Annotated in this window: 22 protein-coding genes; 5 read left to right on the top strand and 17 right to left on the bottom strand. The window is 61.6% G+C overall.

All coding sequences use genetic code 11. The features are described 5' to 3' along the window. The first annotated feature begins 122 nt into the window (after nucleotides 1-122). The 3 genes from ASU23_RS16850 (at nucleotide 123) to ASU23_RS16840 (ending at nucleotide 2,452) form a co-directional block, all read left to right on the top strand. Complete coding sequence (locus tag ASU23_RS16850; RefSeq protein ID WP_050655983.1) at nucleotides 123-1,094, top strand: serine/threonine dehydratase; 972 nt, start codon at nucleotides 123-125, stop codon at nucleotides 1,092-1,094. Between the two features lie 58 nt (nucleotides 1,095-1,152). After that, nucleotides 1,153-1,554: a hypothetical protein gene (locus tag ASU23_RS16845; protein ID WP_020971062.1), complete on the top strand. Its 402-nt coding sequence runs from the start codon at nucleotides 1,153-1,155 to the stop codon at nucleotides 1,552-1,554. A 61-nt stretch (nucleotides 1,555-1,615) separates the two neighbouring features. After that, nucleotides 1,616-2,452, top strand: coding sequence for a DUF1206 domain-containing protein (locus tag ASU23_RS16840; RefSeq protein WP_058038308.1), 837 nt, complete (start codon nucleotides 1,616-1,618; stop codon nucleotides 2,450-2,452). A 19-nt stretch (nucleotides 2,453-2,471) separates the two neighbouring features. Here the strand turns inward: ASU23_RS16840 and ASU23_RS16835 are convergent, their stop codons facing one another. From ASU23_RS16835 to ASU23_RS16825, 3 genes are all read right to left on the bottom strand, one after another. Continuing rightward, complete coding sequence (locus ASU23_RS16835; RefSeq protein WP_058038307.1) at nucleotides 2,472-3,779, bottom strand: serine hydrolase; 1,308 nt, start codon at nucleotides 3,777-3,779, stop codon at nucleotides 2,472-2,474. Nucleotides 3,780-3,861: 82 nt separating this feature from the next. Then, entirely contained in the window at nucleotides 3,862-4,599 is a 738-nt protein-coding gene (locus ASU23_RS16830; protein WP_058038306.1) for an SDR family oxidoreductase, read from the bottom strand. Continuing rightward, the gene (locus tag ASU23_RS16825; protein WP_058038305.1) at nucleotides 4,596-5,300 is read right to left on the bottom strand and encodes a TetR/AcrR family transcriptional regulator; all 705 of its coding nucleotides are present in this window, start codon (nucleotides 5,298-5,300) and stop codon (nucleotides 4,596-4,598) included. The genes ASU23_RS16830 and ASU23_RS16825 overlap by 4 nt, the downstream gene beginning before the upstream one ends. 175 nt (nucleotides 5,301-5,475) lie before the next feature. On the opposite strand from ASU23_RS16825, the gene ASU23_RS16820 reads away from it, so the two are divergent. After that, nucleotides 5,476-6,357 (top strand): DUF4190 domain-containing protein, encoded by an 882-nt coding sequence (locus ASU23_RS16820; protein WP_058038304.1) that lies wholly within the window; start codon nucleotides 5,476-5,478, stop codon nucleotides 6,355-6,357. Between the two features lie 13 nt (nucleotides 6,358-6,370). Here ASU23_RS16820 and ASU23_RS16815 read toward each other — a convergent pair whose 3' ends face one another. The 6 genes from ASU23_RS16815 to ASU23_RS16790 form a co-directional block, all read right to left on the bottom strand. Continuing rightward, on the bottom strand, nucleotides 6,371-6,919 hold the full coding sequence (locus ASU23_RS16815) for an SMI1/KNR4 family protein (protein WP_228401412.1): 549 nt from the start codon (nucleotides 6,917-6,919) through the stop codon (nucleotides 6,371-6,373). A 99-nt stretch (nucleotides 6,920-7,018) separates the two neighbouring features. Then, nucleotides 7,019-8,380, bottom strand: coding sequence for an HNH endonuclease signature motif containing protein (locus ASU23_RS16810; protein ID WP_058038303.1), 1,362 nt, complete (start codon nucleotides 8,378-8,380; stop codon nucleotides 7,019-7,021). A 119-nt stretch (nucleotides 8,381-8,499) separates the two neighbouring features. After that, a complete protein-coding gene (locus ASU23_RS16805) occupies nucleotides 8,500-8,928 on the bottom strand; it encodes a hypothetical protein (protein WP_225320164.1) in 429 nt (142 codons plus the stop codon). Between the two features lie 21 nt (nucleotides 8,929-8,949). Next, on the bottom strand, nucleotides 8,950-9,618 hold the full coding sequence (locus tag ASU23_RS16800) for a FadR/GntR family transcriptional regulator (protein ID WP_007729798.1): 669 nt from the start codon (nucleotides 9,616-9,618) through the stop codon (nucleotides 8,950-8,952). A 102-nt stretch (nucleotides 9,619-9,720) separates the two neighbouring features. After that, nucleotides 9,721-10,926, bottom strand: a complete 1,206-nt coding sequence (locus ASU23_RS16795; RefSeq protein ID WP_051649716.1) for an MFS transporter — start codon at nucleotides 10,924-10,926, stop codon at nucleotides 9,721-9,723. 122 nt (nucleotides 10,927-11,048) lie between these two features. Next, nucleotides 11,049-12,023, bottom strand: coding sequence for a YafY family protein (locus tag ASU23_RS16790; RefSeq protein WP_042925190.1), 975 nt, complete (start codon nucleotides 12,021-12,023; stop codon nucleotides 11,049-11,051). A 102-nt stretch (nucleotides 12,024-12,125) separates the two neighbouring features. Here ASU23_RS16790 and ASU23_RS16785 point away from each other — a divergent pair, with 102 nt between their 5' ends. Then, on the top strand, nucleotides 12,126-12,593 hold the full coding sequence (locus ASU23_RS16785; protein WP_058038302.1) for a VOC family protein: 468 nt from the start codon (nucleotides 12,126-12,128) through the stop codon (nucleotides 12,591-12,593). A gap of 383 nt (nucleotides 12,594-12,976) precedes the next feature. On the opposite strand, the gene aztD is transcribed toward ASU23_RS16785, so the two are convergent. The 8 genes from aztD to benA form a co-directional block, all read right to left on the bottom strand. Continuing rightward, a complete protein-coding gene (gene aztD / locus ASU23_RS16780; protein ID WP_058038301.1) occupies nucleotides 12,977-14,224 on the bottom strand; it encodes a zinc metallochaperone AztD in 1,248 nt (415 codons plus the stop codon). Between the two features lie 62 nt (nucleotides 14,225-14,286). Then, the gene (locus ASU23_RS16775) at nucleotides 14,287-15,531 is read right to left on the bottom strand and encodes a benzoate/H(+) symporter BenE family transporter (RefSeq protein ID WP_058038300.1); all 1,245 of its coding nucleotides are present in this window, start codon (nucleotides 15,529-15,531) and stop codon (nucleotides 14,287-14,289) included. Nucleotides 15,532-15,535: 4 nt separating this feature from the next. Then, complete coding sequence (locus ASU23_RS16770; RefSeq protein WP_058038299.1) at nucleotides 15,536-18,238, bottom strand: helix-turn-helix transcriptional regulator; 2,703 nt, start codon at nucleotides 18,236-18,238, stop codon at nucleotides 15,536-15,538. Beyond that, nucleotides 18,235-19,620, bottom strand: a complete 1,386-nt coding sequence (locus ASU23_RS16765) for an aromatic acid/H+ symport family MFS transporter (RefSeq protein WP_058038298.1) — start codon at nucleotides 19,618-19,620, stop codon at nucleotides 18,235-18,237. Before ASU23_RS16765 ends, ASU23_RS16770 begins: the two co-directional genes overlap by 4 nt. Nucleotides 19,621-19,664: 44 nt before the next feature. Continuing rightward, nucleotides 19,665-20,447, bottom strand: a complete 783-nt coding sequence (locus ASU23_RS16760; protein ID WP_007729779.1) for a 1,6-dihydroxycyclohexa-2,4-diene-1-carboxylate dehydrogenase — start codon at nucleotides 20,445-20,447, stop codon at nucleotides 19,665-19,667. Further along, entirely contained in the window at nucleotides 20,444-21,997 is a 1,554-nt protein-coding gene (gene benC / locus ASU23_RS16755) for a benzoate 1,2-dioxygenase electron transfer component BenC (RefSeq protein ID WP_042447176.1), read from the bottom strand. Before benC ends, ASU23_RS16760 begins: the two co-directional genes overlap by 4 nt. Nucleotides 21,998-22,028: 31 nt before the next feature. Further along, nucleotides 22,029-22,538, bottom strand: coding sequence for a benzoate 1,2-dioxygenase small subunit (gene benB, locus ASU23_RS16750; RefSeq protein WP_003939939.1), 510 nt, complete (start codon nucleotides 22,536-22,538; stop codon nucleotides 22,029-22,031). 11 nt (nucleotides 22,539-22,549) lie between these two features. Beyond that, nucleotides 22,550-23,947, bottom strand: coding sequence for a benzoate 1,2-dioxygenase large subunit (gene benA, locus ASU23_RS16745; RefSeq protein ID WP_003940124.1), 1,398 nt, complete (start codon nucleotides 23,945-23,947; stop codon nucleotides 22,550-22,552). Nucleotides 23,948-24,119: the final 172 nt, after the last annotated feature.

The following is a 24,119-nucleotide window of genomic DNA, read 5'->3' as shown; positions in this document are numbered from 1 at the left end:
AATTATTCACCCCGAGGTGCATTGTCTCGGTCAGATGCGGGCATTCCTTGGTGAAAAACAGACATCGTGATGACGATGGGCCGACTGCTTCGGGTCGAAGTTGCGAACCGTAGGGTTGGTACATGACTCTCACCGCCGACAACAATGCAGGTCCAGTGGCAATCGAGCGCTCGGACGTCGAAGCTGCGCGGACTCGTATCGCAGGACTGGCGCGGCGTACTCCGATCTTTCGCACTGCGCTACCGACGCCACAGGGTGAGGTACCGGTTCTGTTCAAGCTCGAGTACCTCCAGCACGGCGGTTCCTTCAAAGTGCGCGGCAGTCTCAATGCAGTGGAACGAGCGGTCGCCGACGGCACCATGCCCGATGCCGGCGTGGTGATCGCGTCTGGCGGCAACGCTGCAATCGGGGCCGCGTGGGCAGCGCGGCGACGAGGACTCACCTGCACAGTGGTGGTACCGGAGACAGCGCCTGATGCCAAGGTGAAGGCTCTCGGAGAGTTGGGTGCAACCGTTCACAAGGTAGGCGACCGGTATGCACTCGCTGCTGCCGCTGCGGCGGACATCGCACGCACCAGCGGTGCGCTCGAACTGCATGCCTACGACCTGCCCGACATCGTCAGTGGGGCCGGCACCATCGCTCTCGAGCTCGAAGACGACGCATCCGGACCGATCACGTATTGCGTTGCAGTCGGCGGCGGCGGATTAGTCTCTGGAATCGTCGCGGCGGCTCGTCCCGAAGATCACGTGGTAGCCGTCGAGCCGACCGGGGCTGCCACCTTGCGCACCTCGCTCGATGCGGGGCGTCCGGTGGATATCGAAGTGAACAGTATCGCCGGAGACTCGTTGGGGGCTACACGAATTGGTGCCATCGCCTGGGAGACACTGCATGAGAGTTCGGTAGACAGTGTTGTGGTCGAAGATGATTCGATCCGGCAAGCGCGGGCATTCCTGTGGCGGGAGTTCCGGATTCTGGTGGAGTTGGGAACCGCGGCAGCATTGGCTCCGGTTCTGAACGGAACGGTGTCGCCGCCGTCCGACGGTGAACTGTGCGTGGTTCTATGCGGAGCCAACACACATCCGACCGACCTGTAATTTCAGCGTATTTGTTTGCCTGCGTGTGAGAAAGTCGCAGGTGGGTACCTCTCGCAGTATGAGTACCAGCAGCATTATCTGGATAATTGTTGCCGTGGTCGTGGTGATAGCGATCGTGGCCGCACTCCTGTGGGTGGCGCGAAACAGGCGTGACGAGCGTCGTCACATCGAGGCAGAACAGATCCGCGAAGACGTCGCAGACAAGTCACTGCAAGTAGGCGAGCGCGAGGCGCGGGCAGAAGAGACAGCAGCCAAAGCGCGCATGGTGCAGGCAGAGGCCGACGCCAAAGCGGCGGAAGCGTCTGCGCTGCAACATCATGCAGCGCAGCATCGGAAAGAGGCGACGAGTTCTCGCGAGGAACTGAACCAGCAACGAGATCATGCAGACACGATCGACCCCAAGGTTCCCAACCCCGAAGAACCGCGGTCGACGCCGGATCAGAACCCTCGAAACCCTTGATCTCGAAACACTTGATGCAGGCGTTCGAGGGAAGCGTCTGCCCGTATATGGTTCGACGATCATGATGAATAAAGAATCGTCACCGCACGACCAGAAGAGCGTTGCGTCCACGGCGGCTGACGTCGCACAGAACAATGTCTTCGAGCGCTTTGCCCGTGCCGGATTCGTCGTCAGCGGTGTGGTTCATCTGCTGATCGGATATATCGCGATCCGCCTTGCTCTCGGTGGATCCGGGTCTGCGGACCAATCGGGTGCGATGGCCGAGTTGGCAGGAAAGCCAGGGGGTGTCTTCGCTCTGTGGGTCGGCGTCGTGGCCTTCCTTGCCATGGCGTTGTGGAGATTGGCCGAAGCTGCGTTGGGAAGCTCGTCGTCGCCGTCCTCTGACGACAAGAAGAAAGAGTTCTTCAACCGCGCAAAGGCTCTGGGCATTTCGCTCGTCTATTTCGGTTTTGCTTTCACTGCATTCGGATTCGCCCGCGGTAGCGGGAAGTCCAGCAGCGGTCAGAGTGCGGGGATCACGGCGCGTTTGATGGAGAACACGCTTGGAACTATCGCATTGGTGATCGGCGCGATCGCGATCATCGCCGTTGGTGTGTACCACGTGTACAAGGGCGCGAGCCAGAACTTCCTCGATGATCTGAAAGGCACACCCAGCAACTTCGTGCGCCGACTCGGAACCGTCGGGTACGTCGCCAAGGGCTTGGCCATCGCTGCAGTCGGCATTCTGGTTCTTCTTGCGGTCAACAGTTCCGAACCCGGCAAGTCCTCCGGACTCGACGGAGCGTTCAAGACGCTGGGCGCGCAGCCGTACGGAGTGGCGCTGCTGATCCTTGCCGGATTGGGCATCATCACCTACGGGCTCTACTGCTTCGTGATGGCACGCTCGACGAAGATGTAGCGCCTGTAGGCAAGTGGGCCTATCCGAATGACCCGGTCTGGAAGCCGACGTCGCTGCCCGACGAACTTCCCGTCGAGCTACCGAATATGGGTCGTCTCGGAACCAGATCATGCATCAGGTTCACGGCTGCAGGGTCGATCATCGCCGCATTTCCACCGTTCGCCAGAATCGTGATCGACCAGCCGCTGTCGGGAACCAGCAGGGTGATGCAGTTGGATCCCGAGCTGTCTCCGTTTTTCTTGGCGAACCGTTGTGGGAAGTTCGGCGTCGGGGGTTGGAGCTGCCACGCCATTCCCATTCCGAATGCAGGATTCTCCGGAGCTTGCGTGTCGATCTGCTCGAGCATCGAGGTCAGGACTGGTTTGAGCGGGTTGTTTCCGTAGCCGAGAGTTGTTGCAGCCCAAATCGACATGTCCTCGGCGGTGCTGACCAGCCCACCCCCTCCTGCGATCGCACCCGTGTTGTTCCACAGAGGCGCTCGTGTGCCGTCGAGGTGGTACGGAACGGCAAGGTCGGTTGCTTTGGTCTCGATCACGGTACCCATCATCCCGAGCGGGTCGGTGATTTCGCGGGCGACTGCCGCCGCGAATGGTGGCTTCTCTTGTCCCGGAATGATTTTGTCGGCCATCAGTGTGCCGAGCAGTCCGAACCCGAAGTCCGAGTACAGCCAGTGGCTACCGGGGGCGAACTCCAAGGCGCCGGCGTCTTGGAGTCCTTTCCAGAGCATATTTCTGGTGTACTTCGCCTTCTCGTCCGTGCACGATCGTGTGGGATCGGCACACCCCGCCGAAAGATTGGGCGGGTCGTCGCTCAGGCCGGAACGGTGGGTGACCAGTTGGCGAAGCGTGATCTCCTCGCCGCCGATGCCTTTCGGCAGCGGGTTGCCATCCGAATACTTGCTCGCCAGGTCGTCCAATCCGACTTCTCCCCGAGAGATCAGTTTCGCCAGTAGTGCAGCGGTGAAGGTCTTGGTCTCCGAGGCGATCTCGAATTGCGTTCGTGGAGTGACTCTCACGCCGTTTTCGACGTCGGCCTGGCCGTAGTGGTACGTAGTGGTGACACTCGCCTTGCGGTTCTTCTCATCCGGTTTGACGATGGCGAAGGCAAGGCCGGGAACGCCGCTGTTCAGCAGTGTCTCTGCGACGTGTTGCACCGCTTGGGCTTCAGCAGGATCGCCGACCCGCGAACCTGGATTGGGTGCCGTGGGGCCGGCGGCGCCGGCGGTCGAGGAGGTCGCGAGGGTTATGACCGCGGTTGCCGCCAGCCCTGCAACGCTGATGAACTGTCGTCGTGACGTCCGGGCGGACCCTCGATCCTGGTTATCCATTGTTTGCACATTACAACCAAAGTCGACTGGTTTGACTGTTTTGTCGGAATTGCCAAGGTGTGCTCCTTAGACGATGGTTTTGCTAAATCACGCCGCCGTTGACGTAGATGACCTGGCCATTGACCCAACGAGCTGGGTCGGCGAGAAACGCGACAGCCTCCGCGATGTCCGCCGGTGTGCCGAGGCGTTCCAGGGGAGCCAGCTTGGACAGGTTCTCCACTGTAGCTTCGTCTTTCCCGTCAAGGAATAGATTGGTGGCCGTGGGGCCTGGGGCTACGGCGTTGACCGTGATATCGCGTCCCCGTAGCTCTTTCGCGAGAACCAGAGTGATCGCGTCGACAGCACCTTTGGTGGCGGCGTACGCGGCATAAGTCGGAAACGCCAGCTTCTTCACGGAGGTGGAGAAATTGATGATCGCACCACCGCGCCGGACACGTCTGGCTGCCTGCTGGTCGACCACGAAGGTCCCTCGGACGTTGGTCCGATGCATCCGATCGAAATCGTCGAAGTTCAGTTCTGCGACGGTGGAGAGGATCATGATTCCGGCTGCGTGAACGACGACGTCGATGCCCCCGAACTCCTCCTCGACCGTATCGAACAGTGCGGCGACTTCACCTTCGTCGGCGACGTCCGCATGCACCGCTATGGCGCGACCGCCCGCAGCGACGATGGCGTCAGCTGTTTCCTGGGCGCGTTGAATGTTTCCTGAATAGTGCACGGCGACAGCCATTCCGTCGGCGGCGAGCTTCTCGGCAGTCGCTCGCCCGATGCCGCCGGAAGCTCCGGTGACGATGGCGACGCGGGTGGTGGTGTCAGTCATGATGTAACTCCTGAACTGGTTTCGGTTGCATCGGACAGCTTGCGAAGCCACTCTCGTAGTAGGCCGACTTCGTTGGCGGAGAGAGAAGTTGAATCTGCGGCGGCCAGTTGGGCGTCGAGAGTAGATGCAACTGTGTTGAGTGAGGTTTCCGGGTGGGCGCCGGATTCGTCGATGATGGACGCGAAGATTCCGTCGCGAACTCGCTGTGACAGCGTCGGATCGGGGTACTGTTCCGGCCTGACGACGAGCATCAGAGCGACGCCCGCATTGGCGGACATCACCATCTGCGTAGCCACGTCGACCGATACGGTCAGAACACCTGCCGCAGCGCATCGTTGGAGAACGGATCGAAGTAGCGCCTGAGCCTGCAGGGCGGTGTCGGCGCTCTGGGCGGAAGGTGAGTGCATCAAGCGGTAGTGAGCGGGATGCGCGAGCGCGAAGGCGGTGTGCGCATCCCAGCCGGCCCGTAGATCGGCAACGGGGTCATCGGAAGGTGTCGCAGCGCGTTTACCTTCGAGGTATTCGAAGAAGCCCGCCTCGACGACGGCTGCGAGCAGTCCGTCCTTGTCGCCGAACTGACGGTAGAGCGCGGGGGCGCCGACGCCGGCCATCTCGCACACGGCGCGGGTGGATATGTCGCCGTTGGGGGAGGTGTTGAGCAGCTCGGTTGCCGCGGCCAGAATCTTTGCTCTCGAGCTCATAAAAACAACGCTAACACAACTATGTAATCGTTGCTATCGCCGGTTTGGTCGTGCGAACGAACTACAGACACAGGCGCCAGAACTTGATCAGATGAGTGAGCCGGTCCGGCCACGGTTCTGTGTGGAGTGACGGCTAGAGCCGTTCTGTTCTCACACTCTGAACGAAGGAATCCTGGTGATCGACTCGGAAACTACTGTTGCGCAAAATAATTCGCATTTCAGTTATCTGGGGTGGATTCTGCGGGTCATCAGTGTCGTGGCGTGCGTTGCGGTTGCAACGGTCGTTGTCTCGCTGACGCTCGGGCCGCCATTCGCGCGGGCCTGGGCACAGTGGGTTGCTCGTCATCTAGGTGGGGACTTCGAGACGGGAGTCGTTGTCGGATTTGTGACTGGGCTTCTAGGCGCCGCTGTGACTTTGTTTGCAGCGCTGATGAGTTCGTTGGCGTGGCGGCGTCGCGGTGGCCCGGCATTGTCGCTTGGTGTCGGTGCCATTGCCATGCTTGCCGTTATTCCTGGCGCAGTGAATTTGAGTATCGCGGTCGGTGCAGCAGGATCCGGTGTGAGGGCGGCGGGGAGGATCCTCGACGTCGACGGGCCGGCGTTTCGTGGAGCCTGGATAGCCGGATCTGTGGCGGGGCTGTTGCTGTATATGGCCGCGGCGCTGCTGATAGGGAGGAGCCTTCGTTCGACGTTCGGGTCTGTCAGGCAGGTGGCGGCACCGCTCCCTGGGGTGGTCGGCTACACCGCCGATGGCCAACCCGTTTTTGCACAAGTGGGCTTCACATCGGACGGGATTCCGGTACTCGCAGATCAACTTGCAGCGCGCTATCCAGCGCGACCAGCGGTCGGCACGAATGCCTTGGCCATCGTCGCACTTGTACTTGGAATCTTCGGTGGAGTTCTTGCTATTCCAGTGGGGCATGTGTCGTTGAACCAGATTCGCCGTTCCGGCGAAAGTGGGCGCGGATTGGCAGTGGCCGGACTCGTTCTCGGCTATCTGTCCCTGGTCGTCGTCGTAGGTTTCGTATTCGTGGCTGTGTCCGCGGCCTATCGATAATTTGGGTCGCGCGTCAGAGTTGGGTGGGCTGGAGTGGCTCGATGTCGGAGGTGCGAGGTCCGAACAGGCCCATAGCCCGGGTGCGAATGGACGGTAGTGCTTCGTGGATGCTCCCGCCGAGGCGGTGGAGAGAGTTGAACGAGCGTGATTCCCAAACCGGAAACTCTCCGTCGGTGTCGCGTGATGCTGTGTCCCACAGGAGGGCGTCACCGTTTTCGCTCCATCCGAAAACCTGCAGCGAGTCGGGGAGTGACCAATCGCCGTCGGGTTCGATCATCCAATCGAACTCGTCATCCTGTCCTTCTCTGTAGACCGAATGAAGATGGGCGGTGAGGTTGCGGGCGCGCCCTTGCCAGCCGTCGGCAAATCCGGGAAGGACGGGCGGATAGATGAGCCAGAGTCCGAAGGTCCGCGCCCAACCTGCGTGCCTGATGAATGCGCGATATGAATCGGGGAAGCCCTGCCGGTCGGGAAATCGATAGGAATCCATAAGGGCAAAATCGATATGCGCGAGCGTCGGTCGGCCGTCTACCGTCAGCGCGTTGGTTCCCTGTGCAAACACACGCTCAACGCTAGCAATAGGGGACACCGTGCCGCCCTTTCCGGCTATCGAAGCACGCCGGAATGGGTCACCGAGGCGTGTGCTCGGTGACCTCCGGGTTCAGAGTCGTGTGGTGGAGCGGCGGGGTTTCCGGTCGGGGTCGATGCCCGGTGGTGGGATGAACCAGGGCAGGTGATCGGTGCCCATTCGGATTTCCCATTTGCCGGTGAATCCGGGTTTTCGGTGCATCAGGGTGTGGTGGGTTCGGCAGAGTAGGACCAGGTTGTCCATGACGGTTGGTCCTCCTTTGGCCCAGTGTTTGATGTGGTGGGCGTCGGTCCAGGCGGGGACGCAGTCGCAGCCGGGGAAGGCGCATCCTTTGTCTCGGGCGATCAGTGCGGTGCGTTGTGCTGCGGTGACAAGCCTTTTGAGTGGGGTGACGTCGAGTGGGGCACCGTTTCCGTCGAGGAGGACGCTGGAGAGCATGCAGTCGCAGGCGATCATGCGGGTGCGGCCGATGCTCAGTGGTCCCATCCAGGGCATGTGGCCGACATCGAGATCTTGTTTGTCGAGATCTTGGAAGTCGAGATCGAGCATGCCGGGATCGTCGTCCTCGGACGGGACAGGTGTTGAGCCATCGCCCGTTGTGGCGCATTCACGGTGGTAGGCCAGGTCTTTGGCGTTGATGTGCACGTTCAGGTGTGGGCGTTGGCCGCCGTCGATGCCGGTGGCAGCGTTGTCGAGGTAGCGCCGGATGAGTTCTGCCATGGCGTCTGCGTTGCGTGTGGCGGCGGGTCGTTTGTCGGGTGTGCCGTCTTCGGCGGGGGTGGGCATGGAGAGGTTGGAGAGGGCGGAGAGAAGCATTTCGCCGGTCACTCCGTCGAAATCGCCTCGGACGGCGACTCTTCCGTTGAGGGTGGGGGAGATGCGCAGTTCGTTGCGGTCGGTGTCTTCGCTTGGTGGTGGGTCGTCGGATTCGAACATGTGCTCGAGGACGCTGAGGGCGTAGCGCAGTTTGACGGTGGTTGCTTCGGTTCCGGATGCTGCGGCGAGGAGTGTGTCGCGGCAGTACGGTAGTGCGGCGTCGGGCATTGCCTTGGGTGGGGATTCGCAGAACGCCACGATCAGTGCTGCGTGCTCGAAAGTGAGGTCACCGGCATCGAATTGGTCTTCGATCTCGGGAAACGACCGTAGCGCTTTTCCCAGGGCTGCGATTCTTCTGCCGGTGGAGATCTGCAGCATGGTGTGGTTCGCGAGCCATTGTCCGGTGCCGCGGTAGCAGAGTACTTGTTCGTCCGGGTTCAACGTCAGGGTGTCGACGGCGGCCACTCGAATGGCTTCCAGGCGAAGGATTTCCGCTGACGCGGTGATGGCGATCTCGCGGACGTCGCTGGGGTGAAGCCGCCACAATCGTCCGCGCACACCCACGGCGGAGCTGTTGACCACGTCGGTGACAGTATCTTCGGTGATGTTGATCGTCATGAGAACCCCCCGTTCCACCTTCCATCATACTCGAACATGCTTTCGAGTCAAGGGCTGTTTCGAGAAGGTGAGGTGGGCCCGGTCGTCGTGATTCTGTTGTTCGAGAACAGGTTCCGTCATTACTCGACTCGTTGGAGGAAGGGGCGAGGCCAGGCGCCGAGTGCGAGAACGGCGAGGATCGTCTGGACTAGTCCGGTGGTGAAGAAGATGCCCTGCAGCGGCGACCAGGCGAGAACGATGGCGATCTCGACGAAGATCCAGATCATCATGGTCAGGCCGGCGGCCGCGTGCAGGCCCCACGTCAGACGGAACCTGTTGTGCTGAGCGAAGAGCGCGGCGGCCTGGATGCCTCCGACGACAACGCCGAGGAGGATTCCGGGCCAGAAATATGAAGGGAAGACGGTTCCCTCGATCCACTCAGGAGGCAGGCCCATCCCGCCGCCGATCGTCAGGCCCGCCATTCCTACGAGCGCAGAGAGCAGGTTTAGCCACGCGATGGCGGACAGACCGATCCGGAGACCCCGTGGAGGGAGCGATGTGGACGTCATGCCTGACAACGATAGAGAGGGTCAGTCGAGCCCGTCCATGTTCCTGCGCGTTGCCGCGCTGGCAGCGTCGGCATCACCCGCGACGATGGCTTCTACTAGATCTCGGTGGGCAGCGCCTTCGTCGTCGATCGATTCGGGGTCTCGCGCCGCGACGTCGGTGATCACGTCCAGGGCCGAGTTGCGGAGCGTTTCGATGAATGAATCGAACACCATCGACAACACGCTGTTGTGCGCAGCATTCACCACGGCGCGATGTAGTTCCATGTCAGCGTCGACAAATTCTGTTGGTGTCGAGGCATTTTCACGGGCTTCGAGTGCTGCGTGTAACAGATCGACGTCGGCCGAAGTTCGGCGCATGGCAGCCAGGCGGCCCGCTTCCACTTCCAGGAGTCTGCGTACTTCGTAGACTTCGCGGCGGTCCGAGCGTTTGAGTTCTCGCTCGAGTTCTGTGACCGGTGTCGAGGACATGACGTAGGTGCCGGACCCTTGATGCGAGTAGAGCTGGCCTGACGCAATCAGTGCGCGAACGGCCTCTCTGCCGGTCGAACGCCCGACTCCGAGGAGTGTGCTCAGATCCTGTTCGTTCGGGATTTTGGTCCCGACCGGCCACTCGCCGTCGCCGATGAGGCGCGCAAGTTCGTCCGCGGCTTTCTGTACCAGCGACTGCTGCTTGATCTGGCGCACTGCCATGTGACTGCTCCTGACTGACTCGGTGAACCGCAATGGAGCGGCTCACCGAGTAATACTTCATGTCCTCCGATGAATCTTCAGACTACGGGGCCGTCTTTCGGTTTATCGAAGGGCGATGACGTCCAGTTCGCGCTCCGTCTCGTCTTCCGGGTCGAGTCGTCGATCGCGCAAGGTGAATGCGATGACGGCGCCGACGAACAGCACTGCAGTTGTCGCCCCGATCGCCATGCGCGGTCCGAAGTGATCTGCCAGGTAGCCGAACAGCGGAGATGCGATGCCTCCCACGGACATCGCGAGTCCGAGCGTCACCCCACTTGCTGTGCCGGGGCGATTCGGTAGGTAGTCCTGCGCCAATGTCACCTGTGGCGCGAAGGGCAGGAACATAGCAAATCCGAGACAGACGATTCCCAATTCGGCAACTGCAACGTTCGGAGCGGCAGCGAGCAGCGCCAGTGAAGGTACCGCAAGCAGGTAGCCGAGTCGGATGGATGCGCGTCGACCACGACGGTCCGCGAGGACTCCTCCCAGTAGCGTTCCGGCCGCTCCTGCCAATGTGAAGGAGGACAACACGATTGCAGCGCTCGAGGACGATCCGTTCAGTGCGTTGAGCACGAACGGTGAGACCAACGACAGTGTGGTCACGTACGGAATTGACCAACAGACCGTTACCAGCACGAGTCGTGTGAACGAGCGCCAATCGTCTGACACGGGACCGTTCGCTGCCAGTTGCGCACTCAACGACTGGGCTGACTCGGCCGCACCCGTGTTGGCCGATCGCGACTGGGCGACCATCCACCAAATAGCCGCCACCACTGCAGGAACTGCGAGTAGATAGCCGCCGGACAAACCGAGTGAGCCAACCACGAGCGTGACAAACGGTGGCGCCAGCGAGGCGCCCAACGTACCGCCCACGGAGAACACGCTCATGGCTTTCTGTGAATGACCTCCAGCCGCGCGTGCCAAATTTGTGGCGGGAGGATGGTATGCGGCGATGCCGATGCCGGCCACGGCAATTGCCAGCCAAGTGACGATGTAGGTGGTGCTCATCGCTGCCACGACAATGCCTGCTGCGGCCGTCACAAAACCTGTGGGTACCAGCCAGTTTCGGCTCTTTCGATCGACCAGCATGCCGAATGCAGGTTGCACGACACTGGATAGTCCGGTCGCGGCGAGCGTGATTCCGGCGACCGCGGAATAGGAATATCCGCGTTCGAGCATCATGAACGGCAACAGCGCAGGCACAGCCCCCTGGTACAGATCGTTCACGACGTGTGTGCCGGTGAGAAATGCAACTTGCCCCTTCTTCATCTCCTTGGGCATCCCTTCGTTCAGGTCTTCAAGTCCTCAGGTCCTCTGAGGACTTGAAAGCTATCACGAACCCGCGGGCGCACGGTTGCGTTGGAGACCTGGATCTCATTCGAGACGACTGACTAACTCTCAGCAGTCGCGGCGTTGCGGGCGGCGAGTTGCGCGAAAGCGTGGGTAAGTTCTGCCGGGCCGACGACATCGATGTCGGTGTCGAATCGGTTGAAGGAGGCTGCCAGCGCCGTCCAAGACCATGATCCGGCTTCGAGACTGCACTGCTCGGGGCCAAGATCTTCGACGATGCCTTCCCCGACAAAGGGAAGAACATAACTGGCTGGTCGATGGAGAACGACCTTGCCATGGCACGGCCAATTGTTGATATGTTCCGATCCTTTGAAGCGCGCGGACACGTATTCGCTGACGTCGCCGCCGGGGATTTCCTTCGGCGTGAACCGGGGACCGTTCGGGGTGCGTGGGGTGATGCGATCGGCGCGGAAGATTCGCCAGTCGTCTCGCGCGAGATCCCACGCGACGAGGTACCAGCGACGCTTGGAGGTCACCAGATGATGCGGCTCCACTCGGCGCGGGGGTGTTATTTCGCTGTTGTCGGTTGAGTGGTCGTTCGAGTAATCGAAGCGGAACACCTCGCGAGCGCGGACTGCAGCGGAAATCGCTACGAGCACCTCTGGGGACACGGAGTCTGCGTCGCCGGAACCGGCCGAAATCGTGGTGAACGTGAGCGCGTCGAGGCGATGGCGCAGACGCGACGGCATCACTTGCCGCACAGTGGTCAACGCTCGAACCGCATCCTCTTCGATACCGACGCCGGTCAGCGTCGCCGCCTGCAGCGCAACTGCCAGTGCGATGACCTGATCGTCGTCGAACAGCAGGGGTGGCAGCTCGCTGCCGGCGTCGAGTCGGTATCCGCCGTCCGGGCCCATGGTCGCCGCAATGCGGTAACCCATCTCCCTGAGCCGGTCGATATCGCGGCGGACCGTGCGATGGCTGATGTCGAGCCGCTCGGCGAGTAGAGCGCCCGGCCAGTCGCGTCTCGTCTGCAAGAGGGACAGCAGATTCAAGAGTCGAGTGGTGGTCGCCATGCGGTGAGACTACGACGAGTCTAGGACGAAAACAGTCCTATACGGCTGTGAGAGTCGACGTTGTCAGGGAAAACCCGAGCGACGTTCGTACCAGGAGCAGACATGAGCATCAAGACAACGACCCACCTCAACTTCCGCGGAGACGCCCGCGAGGCTCTGGAGTTCTACCAGTCCGTCTTCGGTGGCCAGGTCACGATCGCAACCTACGGCGACTTCGGGATGCCCAAGGAGGTGCCCGGCGCTGAGAACGTCGTGTTCGGCCAGGTGGAGACAGAGGACGGCTTCTGTGTGATGGCATACGACATCCCTGGACAGTCGGGCGGCTCGGCCGACAACGCAGGCTCGACACACCGCGAGAACGGCACCACGATCACTGACCAACCGTTCTTCGTCTCGGTTCGCGGTGAAACCCTCGAAGAGGTGCAGAACTACTGGGCCAAACTCTCTGCTGGTGCATCGATCATCGAGGGTCTTGCCGCCGCGGCGTGGAGCCCCGGTTTCGGCATGCTCACCGATGCGTTCGGGGTGACGTGGATCCTCGACGTCGCTGCCGGCGAAAACCCGGCCTGATCATTCAGACGACGAAGCCGCTGGCACCGAAAGGTGTCCAGCGGCTCCAGCGCGTCGGTGCCCGTCTTGCGCCTCTCGGCAAGTGGCCACTCGAAGTGGCAATTCTGGGGTGGTACCCGGGGCAAAGAACCGAACACCGACACCATCTCCAACGAACCTCCACACGGAGTTATTCCATGCTGACTTGTGCCGCGGTCAATCGTGGTCCTGCTCATCGCTCAGCTCCAGCAGAGCTGGCGACAACGGCTTCGATTCTCTGAGGTGCGCGTCGTAGCACCTCGAGGATTGCCTGGGTATGAGATTCCCTGGTCAGTAGGCGAAGCACGAGAACGGCTCAGGCCCTCATCTCGGTGTGAGATGGGGGCCTGAGGTGAGGATCTGAATCAGCCGGTGACACCGGTCAATTCGTTGGGGGCGTGATCGAGAGTGGTCTCGGTCAGGATGCTGCCGTCCTCGAGGTCGACTGCGATCAGCTTCTTCGACGCTGGGTCGGTGACGTAAGCGGTGTGATCTTCTACGAAGAGCGCGGGCCTGGGCTCTTGCCATTTGGTGGGCTCGGTCCATGCGTCTATGACGGCGATCTTCTTGGTGACGACGCCGGTGTTCGGGTCGATGACGTGGATGGCGCCGTCGGTGCCGAGCACCAGTGCCTCTCCGTGTGGTCCGCGGCCGAGTGAGCGGAAGGTGTAGCTGGTGCCGAGGTCGACGAGCTTGAGTTCGGACGTCGTCGTGTTGGTCAGCGAGATCCGTTGCGGACGTTCGAGTTCGGCGTCCTTGTCGGTCTTGTAATCACCCAGCACGATGTCCGACTCCTCCGAGCCTGCCTGATTTCCGATGCGGCCGTATGCATCCGGACTCTGGACCTTGGTGATCGCTCCGTTCTTGTACACGAGCAACCCGTCCTGGCAGCCCAGCACGATGGCTTCGCCGGCAGCGACTGCTTCGCCGTGGACACCGGGGCACTGTTCGTTGCGCAGGATTTCCTTGCGGTCGGCATCGAGGATGGCAATGCCGTTGCGGGACTCCGAATTTCCGATTGTCGTCAACAGACTGCCGTCGGCAAGTGCGACCGCAACGCCGTGATGGGGTTCTGGCGTGGTGTACGTCTCGACGCGGGGTTGGCGTTTTGCCAACTGCGCCGGATCGAAGATCTCGACGAGTCCCGAGCCGTCGTTGAAGAGAACGGTTTTTCCGGCATGGCGTACAACGTGTCCGGGTTCGTTGGCTGCGAACTCGACCTCGGACATCGCGGGATCGGCTGTGTAGTAATGAGAATGATCACCGTGAGCCGAAGACCACGTGCCGGTGTCGAGCACCTTGAATGCTTCGCCGGCAGAGATCATGACGTGGCGACCGTCGCCGGCCGGGTTGAGTCGGGTGAAGCCGTCGATCTCGGTCTCGCCGACCACGTCGAGGGAAGTTGCATCCAGCACCAGGACGCCGCCGTCGTACGACACGGCGAGACGTGGTGTTGCCGAGGCCTGTTCGGTTGGTGCGGCCGACGTCGTGGTCGTGGTTTCGGACTGGGCGGAGTCCTTGTTGTCGGACGAGCAACCCGTAACGAGGGCGAGTGAGAGGCCTACTGATGTGGCAAGGGTGAGGCGCCGCGACATGCGGGTGTTGAGGTGCATGGGTATAGATCTACTGCTTAATGTAAATGATTGTCAAAGTCGAGTATGCGAATATTCGCATGTCAGGTGTAGTCGGCTCGTTCGAGCATGCGCGAGGCGATGACCCCGAAGACGAGTCCCCAGAAAGCGGCTCCGATATTGAGTAGTTCGATGTCGGAGATCGTCACGAGGAACGCGATCAAAGCGCCGAAGGTGAATTTCCCGCCGAATGCGGTCACGAAGGCTCCCTGTAAGGCCTTGAGCATGGCCAGACCACCCAGAGTGACGATGAATGCCGTCGGAGTTCCCAACATCATCGCGACGAAAGTCGGGGCGAACAGTCCGAAGACGACGGCGAGTAAGCCGCAGAAGATTCCGGCGGTGTATTGGCGTGTCCGCTCTCCCGACGCCGTGAGCAATGCGTTCGTCGGCCCGGTAAGGCACGTCGAGACACAACCCACCGCCGCGTTCACGAGAGAGAACACACCGCAGGCAACCGTTGCCGCCCCGATCGGCGGTTGATGACCCGCTGCGCGGAGGACTGCGATTCCTTGGCCGTTCTGGACGACGACGACTGTGATCGCCAGCGGTACAACCAGTTCGATCATGGCCTGCCAAGACCAGGTTGGCGTGGTCAGTATCGGATGCGCCAGCCACTCGTGCGCGTCGCCGGCGGAGTTGAATCTTCCGGCCGCGAGTATCACGACCACGCCGACGATCAACGCGCCGAGAACGGGCGGAACGAATCTTCCCAGCTTGGTGAACACGCTCAGAGCGACAAAGGTGGCGATCATCGGCAGAGCGATCACCGCGTCGTGGGCGGGCGCTTCGACCAAATCCGTTCCGAAATGAAGGAAAACGCCTGCCACCATTGCCATTACGATGGGCAAGGGTAATGCGGCCATGATCGGTGTGACCCACCCTGTCAATCCCAACATCAAGATCAGTGCGCCGGTCGCGAAGAACGCTCCGAGCACTTGCTCCCACGGCAGATGCTCCAACGACGCTCCGACGACAACGGTTCCGGGAATCGTCCAGAAGAAGGCCAGCGGCTGCCGGTACAGCCAGGAAGCCGTGATGGTGAGAATGCCGTTGACGAAGAAGGCACCGAAAAGCCAAGAGGCCAATTGGGCTTGACTCAGTCCACCCGCCAACCCCGCAGCGAGAATGACCGCCACCGGCCCGGTGGCCGAGAAGACGATGCCGATGATTCCGTTGGCAATGGACGTTCCGCCGAAGTCGCGCAAGACCCGCTTCGGGCCGTAGAGCGGTTGCGGGAGTGGCTCGGTGACGACGCGAACGGGCGCGGTCGTCGAAGTGTCCGGCATGTTCTCAGTTCTCCTGATGCGGATCCGAAAGCCCTCGGTCGCGGAACAAAGCCGCGAGTTCGCTCCGTGATCGCAGTCCGAGTTTCGCGTACGCGCGCGTGAGGTGATATTGAATGGTCTTGACGGAGAGGAACAATTCGCCGGCAGCTTCCTTGTTGGACTTGCCCGCTGCGACAAGGTCGGCGACGGCTCGTTCTTGCGGGGTCAGGTCGGTGATTCCCTTCTCCGTCCGCGAGAGGTTCAACCCGCCCGCGCGGAGTTCGCGCTCGCAGCGCTCGACGTAAGTAGCGGCGCCCAACGAGTGATACAGCTCGCGGGCGGCGCGGAGGACGACGTCGGCCTCCGCGCGTTTCCCGGCCCGGCGGAGAGTTTGGCCGTAGGCAAAATTGATTCGGGCTCGGTCGTAGGGGAGCGGCAGCGTCTCGATGCCGAGTAGTGCAGCATCGAAACTTTCTCTTGCCGAGTCGAGTTCGCCCCGTGCGCCGTGGATCCGGCCGCGAACGTAGCCGAGACGTGCCGCAGCTGAGCGGTGCTCCCGACGTCGTGCGGTCTGCTCGTGTGGTTGCAGAAAGGCGTCGGCATCATCAGCTCGCCCGACCATGACCAATGCATTGGCGTAGAGATCGACCCACGGCCAGAAGCCCGGCTCGTCGAGCCATTGTTGCGCCTTGCTCGAGGTGAGCGGAGCCAGCGCCACCAGAACTTCGGCGTAGTCGGCGGCGGCCTCGGCAACCTGGGCCCTGGCGAGAAGTGCAGGAACATACATGATTTCGTAGGCGTGAATGCCGGCGTACGCACGTCGCACATGGTCACGGGCCAGTTCCCAGTTGCCGCGCAGAGCGTGAATCTGTGCTCCCGACCAGTGGACCAACGGCCGGATGATCTCGATCTCGAACCGATCCACCTCGGCACCGGCGCCCTCGACGGTCGAGAGCGCTTCGTCCCAGGCGCCGAGAGCGAATTGAGTGCGGGCGAGCCAGGCCTGTGCCCACAGTGAGATTCTTGCCGAACCACTGGAAAACTCTGTGGACACCGCACTTTCGAGGTCGCGTCTGGCGGACTCCGGGTGGTCCAACGCAAGCTCGAGCCATCCGCGTCCCATCTGGAAGCGCTGTGCTTGGGCTCCGGGGCGGACACGATCGGAGAGTTCGGCGTATGCCGCGAGCGCATTCTCGGTTCTTCCGGTAGCACCGAGCCCGAGACCCTTGATCGCTTCGGACTCCACTGCTGCGGGATCAGAAGGGCCCACCAATTCGACTGCACGGTCAACCCATTCGACGAGCGCCGTGCCATCGAGCCGAGCCAGAGAATGCAGGACCATTCGTTGGGCGATCATCGCAGCGATGCCTGGCTCACGATCCACGCTGCAGCTGTCCCACGCTCTGGTCAGAAGATCGGCGGCCTCGGTCGGTCGCCCTCTATGGATGGCGAGGTAGCCGAGGACGGCGTCGCGGAGAGGCCCGCGCGAAATACTCTCGATCTCCGGCACGAAGACCATGGCGCGGGGGATGTCACCCGATCCGGTCAGCGCGTCGACTCCGCGGAGCAGTCGGTCCTCGTGTTCGGTTCGGGCCGTGGTGAGACGGCTTGCCGTGACCATGGCGTCGGCGACTTCCGACCACGCGCCGTCGGATGCTCGTAGTGATGCGTACGCAACGAGTTCGGCGGCGAGGTCCTCGTCATGGGTGGTGCTGGCAGCGGCAAGGTGGAAAAGCCGTTCACCTTCTCCCCAAGCGATCTCGGCTGCGCGTGTGTGCAGCAGATGCAAGTGCGCGGGTCCCAACGCCCCGCGCACTGCGGCCGTGACCATCGTGCTGCTCAGTGACACCTCGGTGCTGCCGTGCTGCTCGTGGACAGAAAGGAGGCCGCTGGCGAAGGCGCTGTCCAAGGCGCCGACCACGTCGTCGATTTCGGCTAGCTGAGCAAGATGCGACAACGTAGTGCTGCGCCCGACAACTGCTGCAGCTTCGATCAACGTTCGTGCTCCCGCCGAACACGTAGCGAGGGCGGCGGCGATCGACACTGCACGATGGCGAGGGACGGGCAAAGTTCGGTGCCACTGGGTCCAATAGGTAGGTGGCAGCTCGTCGAGAAGCGAGACGATGTCGAGTGTGTTGCCCGCGGTGAAGTCCTGAAGGGCAAGCGCGACGCCGGAACTGAGATCGATTCCGCTTCGCATCCGGGCGATGTCGATGATGACGGGTGCGTCGATCGGGCTGATGTGCAAACGCGTCGACCAGTGCAGGTCGAGAATCTGCCTGACATCCTCGCGCAGGAACGGCGTTTCCTCGGCGACGAGGACGAAGAGCAGTGGTGCCGTTCGGCCTCGATGGAGGGCAGAGGTGATTGCCTGAAGCGAGCTGACATCGCTGTGATGGGCATCGTCGACGACGATCAGGGTCAGTTGCTCCGCTGCGTCGACGATCTCGTGTGCGACGGCGACCGGGTCCGAGTTGGAAACCGGACGTTCGAGTAGTTGTTCGATCACTCCGAAGGCAGTGTTCGATTCCCACTCCAGCCCACGAGCGCGGCGGAGCGTATGAGCGGAAGAGATTTCGGCGAACCGGTCGACGAGAGTGGACTTACCGCTACCGGCATCGCCCTCGACCAGCACGAGAGTCGGCACTCCTGTCTCTGCCGCGGCCAAGGCTCGGCCGAGAACGGCGAGCTCGCGTTCTCGGCCGAGCAACAGGTCACGAAGTGTCACCCGACTACCGTAACGCCGGGCTCACCACGGGTTTCCTTTTCGGCACGGTCTCCATCGGATCGAAGTGCAGTGGCACCCAGGTCGGGTGCTTGCTTCGGCACGAAGAAGGTGACGATGGCGCCAATCACCGCGATGCCGGCGAAGACGTAGAACGCCGATTCGGAACTGATTCCGGCGCTGATCAAACTCCCGCCGATCAGTGGCCCGAATATCCCGCCCAGACGTCCGAATCCGGCGCACCACGCGACACCTGCAGCCCGAGCGGCCGTCGAATAGTAGTTGGACACGAATCCGTAGATCAGAACCTGAGTACCGATGGTTCCGACACCCGCGATGGCAACGGAGGCGAGGAGTACGGGAAGCGGGAACCCGAATGTGAACAGGAGCAGGGCGAGTGCGGCCAGGCCGAAGGTGGTTGCGACAACCCGCTGCGGACCGGTGACGTCCGCGATCTTGGAGGCGAGAAGTCCACCGATGATGGCACCGCCGTTGAGTACCAACAGGAACGAGAGCGAACCCTTCGCGTTGTATCCCGCGTTTTCCATGATCTTGGGCAGCCAGGTGTTCAGTCCGTAGGTCAGGAGGAGGCCGGCGAAGCTCATGAGGCCGAGAAGCGCGGTGCCCCAGACATATTGTCTGCTCGCCAACGCTCGGAAGCCGACCTTCTCAGCTACGGCGTCGTTGGGTCGATCTGTACCGGCAGGCAATGGAATTCCGGTTTTCGAGGAAATGGCGCGAGCTTCGTCGACACGTCCGCGAGCAATCAGCCACGCGGGAGACTCGGGCAGTTTGAACCAGGCGAGTGGGAACAGGAACACCAATGGCAGGGCGCCGATGAGGAACAGTCCGCGCCATCCGATGGAATCACGGAGAACGATCGCCAGGACGGAAGCCATGACGCCACCGGCCGGGACACCGCTGTAGACGATGGCGTTGAACAGATTGCGGCGTCCCGGCGGCGCGAACTCGGCAATCATGGCTCCGGCGGTGGCGACAAGCCCACCGACTCCGATGCCGGTGAAGAACCGCAGCAGACCGAAGGTGGTGATGCTGGTGGCGAACGCTGCCAGTGCCATTCCGACCGAGAACCAGATGATGTTGACCAGCATCATCTTTCGGCGACCGAAGTGATCGCCGATAGCTCCACACGTCAGTGCGCCGACCATCACTCCGACGAGTGCATACGAACCCAACGCGCCGGCCTGAGATGCGGTCAAGGTGCCGATATGGCTGGGGTCGTCCATGAGTACGGGCAGGATCGTGCCGTACACGACCAGGTCGTATCCGTCGAACAGAATGGCAATGGCGGCGATGGTGACCACCCACAACACTGACGAGCGATGGCGGGCACTGGCCCAGGAACCACGTTCGATCGAGGACATGGCGAATCTCCGTTCGAGAGATCAGGAATCGGGGGAGGCTGGATTCAGCCGAGGTCGCCACCGGCGACGGGAAGAACCGTTCCGGTGACATACGAAGCCTCTTCGGAGGCAAGGAAAGTGATAGCAGCAGCCTGTTCGTCCAGGGTGCCGTAACGCTTGAGTAGCGACGAGTCGACGGTCTGGTCGACGATCTGCTGGTACCAGGCTTTCTCCTCGTCGGTCTCGGCACCCGGCCCGCGTGCCACGACGCGTGGTGGCGCCTCGGTTCCGCCGGGAGCGGTTGCCACGACCCGTATTCCGTACTGCGCGACTTCCATCGCCAGTGCAGCGGTGATCGCGCTGACCCCGCCCTTGGCCGCCGCGTAAGGAACACGGTTGACACCGCGGGTGGCGACCGAGGAGACGTTGACGATGGTGCCGCTCGCCTGCTCGATCAGATGGGGCAGTACGGCGCGACACGTCCAGAGCGTGGGGAACAGTGATCGTGTGACCTCGGCTTGTATCTGCTGCGGCGTGTAGTGCTCGTAGGGTTTGGCCCAGATGGTCCCACCGACGTTGTTGATCAGGACGTCGATGCGTCCGAAGCGCTCCAATGCGGAATCTATTGCATTCTGGGCACCTTCGAACGTCTCGAGGTCCGCGGTCACCGAATGGGAACGCTCCAGCGGTGTCGCGATGTCGTGAACCAGTTCAGCTCGATCCACAAGCGCGACGGAACCACCTTCTGCGGAAACTCTTTCGGCAACGCTGCGCCCGATCCCCTGAGCCGCTCCGGTGACGACCACGACCCGGTCGTCGAACCGGCCGGCGAAGAATCTCGTGCTCACGACGCCACACTTTCCCGAGCGTCAGTGATGGCGCGGTGCATCGTCGACTTGGCGTGTTCGCTGTGCTGGACGATCAGATCACGGGCCGCGGTGCGATCATTCTGCTCGAATGCACTCACGATACGTGAGTGATCCTCCGCGACATGTTCGTCCACCCAATCGGCGGTGCGGAGCACTCGGTTCATCAGTTGTGTGACCTCGAGACGGTGGTATGCCTGCAGCAGCACTTCGTTTCCGGTGCAGCGGAAGAGGAAGTCGTGGAACAGGGCATTGGTTTCGGTGAATGCCGCTGCGTCCGTGAAGTGATCGCGGTCGATGGAAGCAGCCGAGTTCTCCGCCAGAATGCGGTACTCCGTCAACTGTGCCGGAGTGAGGCGGCCGATCGTGAGTTCCATTGCTCCGAGTTCGAGGGCCATCCGAGCGTCGAACTGTGCGTCCGACTCCGTGACCGGCAGATGTTCTTCACCGATCTCGTACGTGCCGGCAGCTGATTCTTCGGCCGAGGCTGCCGGTGAATCAGCCGGTGCTGCCGCATTGTTGAACTTTTCGAAGTAGAAGTTCGTGGGTGTGATCGATACGTCCTTGAAGTGCAGACGTACGGCTTCGACCATCGGCGGCGGGCCGCACAGGTAGACGTCTACGTTGCCGTCGTCGAGGTGATCGGGCTCGATCAAGCCCGTGACATAGCCCTTGTTCGGTGCTGTGCTGTCGGGATCGGATACGCAGTAGTCGAAGGTGAACTGGGGTAGAGACTCCGCGTAGTCGTGCAGTTTGTCGAGTTCGACGAGATCGGTGTCGGAGCTGACGCCGTAGACCAGATGGACGGGCCGAGTGGAGCTTTCGGTACGCATCTTCTCCAGTATGGAGAGCAGCGGGGCCAAGCCGGTTCCACCGGCAAGCAGTAGGGCTCTCCGTTGACCTGACCGGAGGAAGAAGCTACCCATCGGTCCGGTCAATTCGAGAGTGTCGCCTACCTGCGCACGCTGACTGAGATACTCGGACATCAGACCACCCGGGGTGATCTTGACCAGGAACGACGCCGACTCGACCTCAGGGCCGGAGCTGAACGAGTACGACCGCGTCGCTTCGGTTCCGGGAACGAGGATGTTCACGTACTGACCGGGGAGGAAGACCAGATCTGCGCGGTTGTCGACTGCGACGGTGAAACCCACCGTGGAATCCGAATGGCGAATGATCTCGGTGATGGTGGACGTGTACGAACCGGCAGTGGTCTTGGCGACCGCCGACGTGGTGGGAATCTGCAGCACGAGATCAGATTCCGGCACCATCTGGCACGGAAGGCAGTATCCCTGCTCGGCCTCGTCGTCCGTCAGGGCCTCCTCGATGTAGTCGCCGGCGTCGAAAGTGCCTGACTCACAGAGTGATTTGCAGGTGCCGCAAGCTCCGTCGCGGCAGTCGAGCGGAATGTTGATTCGTGCGCGGTACGACGCGTCCGCGACGGTCTCGTCGGTGTTGCATTCGACGAAGCGGGTGATGCCGTCTTCGAAACTCAGGGCTACTTGAAAGGTTGGCGCAGCTTGAATGCTCATGGGAAACAGCTCGATTCGAAGGGAAGTCGTGTCAGAAGTGGTAGATGTCGACCACGTGATGGATGTAGTCGTTCTTGAGGACTACCTTCTTCTTCATGATCAACGGCTGCTCGCCCGAGAAGTCGATCGTGTAGTGCGAGGTGCCGAAGTAGGTGTCGACTGTGTTGTAGCGGAAGTACAGCGTGAACCAATTGAAGCGGACGTCGACGACGAAGCCGCGTTCTTCGATCACTTCCACGTTGGTGATGTTGTGACCGGTGCGGGGCTCGGGAAGGCTTGTCGCGCTGGAACGGTCAGTCCTGATTCGGAACACGCGGTCCTCGATACCGCCGCGATTCGGGTAGTAGATCAGGGAGATCTCTGCGGCCGGGTCCGTGGTCAGCTCGCCGTCGTCCGCCCATGCGGGCATCCAGTACTCGGAATCGGGGTGGTAGCACTCGATCCACTTCTCGAACTCGCGATCGTCCAGATAGCGAGCCTCACGGTAGAGAAACTGCTGCACTGTTTCGAGGGCGACGGCATTGGTGGTGGTGACAGTCATGGTGATCGTCCTCAGATGGTCCGGTTGGAAGCGGCTTGCTCGGCATCTACGGCCGCAAGCATGGCGTCGCGCCAGTACCCGTGCTGAATGGGATACAAGCCTTCGTCCTCGGTCTTGGCTCCGCTCGAGAGCACGCGATTCATGCCGAGATCCTTCGCGACGTCGTTCGGACCGGGAATCTGGTGTGTGACGCCACGGCTGAGGTCGTTCCACGGGGCGCCGGCTGCCTGGTAGGTCTTCTGGCAGGAACGGAACTCTTCGAGATCGTCCGGGGTGGCCATACCGCTGGCATTGAAGAAGTCCTCGTACTGACGGATGCGGTTGCTGCGCGCTTCGGCGCTCTCTCCCTTGGGCGCGATGCAGTAGATGGTGACTTCGGTCTGGTCCACGGAGATCGGACGGAAGTGCCGGATCTGGCTGCTGAATTGATCCATGAGGTAGACGTTCGGGTACAGGCAGAGGTTCCTCGACGCACCGACCATGAATTCGGCCTTCTTGGAACCGAACTGAGCCTCCAGTTCTGCTTTGCGTTCGAACAGGGGTCGGTCCTCGGGATTGCCCCACCACATCCAGAGCAGGAGGTGGCCGTAGTCGTAGGAGAAGTATCCACCGCCCTGCTTCCCCCAGGTGCCGGCGTCCATGGCTTTGGTCTCGTTGGACGATTCACCGGCGGTGCGGCGAGCGGTGGTAGCGGCGTAGTTCCAGTGCGTCGAAGACACGTGGTAGCCGTCGGCACCGTTCTCGGTCTGCAACTTCCAGTTGCCGTCGTAGGTGTAGGTGGATGCACCGCGCAGAACTTCGAGTCCGTCAGGTGACTGATCGACGATCATGTCGATGACCTTCGTGGTGTCACCGAGGTGCTCTTCGAGTGGCAGCACGTCGGGGTTGAGGCTGCCGAAGAGGAAGCCGCGATAGTTCTCGAACCGCGCCACCCTGGTCAGGTCGTGTGAGCCGTCTTTGTTGAACTGCTCCGGATAGCCACCGGTGCGAGCGTCCTTGGCCTTGAGGAGTTTTCCGCTGTTGTTGAAGGTCCAGCCGTGGAACGGGCAGGTGAAGGTGGTTCGGTTGTCGGTCTTACGGCGACAGAGCATCGCACCGCGGTGGCTGCATGCGTTGATCAGCGCACCCAATTCGCCGTCCTTGTTGCGGGTGATCACAATGGGCTGACGGCCCATGTAGGTGGTGAAGTAGTCGCCGACGTTCGGGATCTGGCTCTCGTGCGCGAGGTAGATCCAATTGCCTTCGAAGATGTGCGTCATCTCGAGTTCGAACAGTTGCTCGTCCGTGAAGACGCTGCGCCGCACCTGGTAGCGGCCGGTCTCCGGGTCCTCGACGAGCGCGTCGTCGAGGACGGCGCGGATGTTCGCGAACTGGTCGGTGCCGCGGGCAGCATCCAACATATCCGTCATGGGTGTCCTCCAGATAAGAGTGGGCGCCTACCGAGAAAGCCGAGGGCTGTCGGACCAAATCGGTGGGACCCGCTTTCCGGACGGGGCTGCGTCCGGTACTGAATTCACCTTGACATCGTGTGTCTCGGGTCACACTAGGCAATTGCCTAGTCCTGACCAAGGGTGCAGTGTT

The sequence above is a fragment of the Rhodococcus sp. KB6 genome (genome assembly GCF_001445685.1).
Taxonomy (GTDB): Bacteria; Actinomycetota; Actinomycetes; order Mycobacteriales; family Mycobacteriaceae; genus Rhodococcus_F; species Rhodococcus_F qingshengii.
The sequence above is the reverse complement of the archived record's forward strand: the minus strand, read 5'-3'. Positions and strand labels throughout refer to the sequence as shown.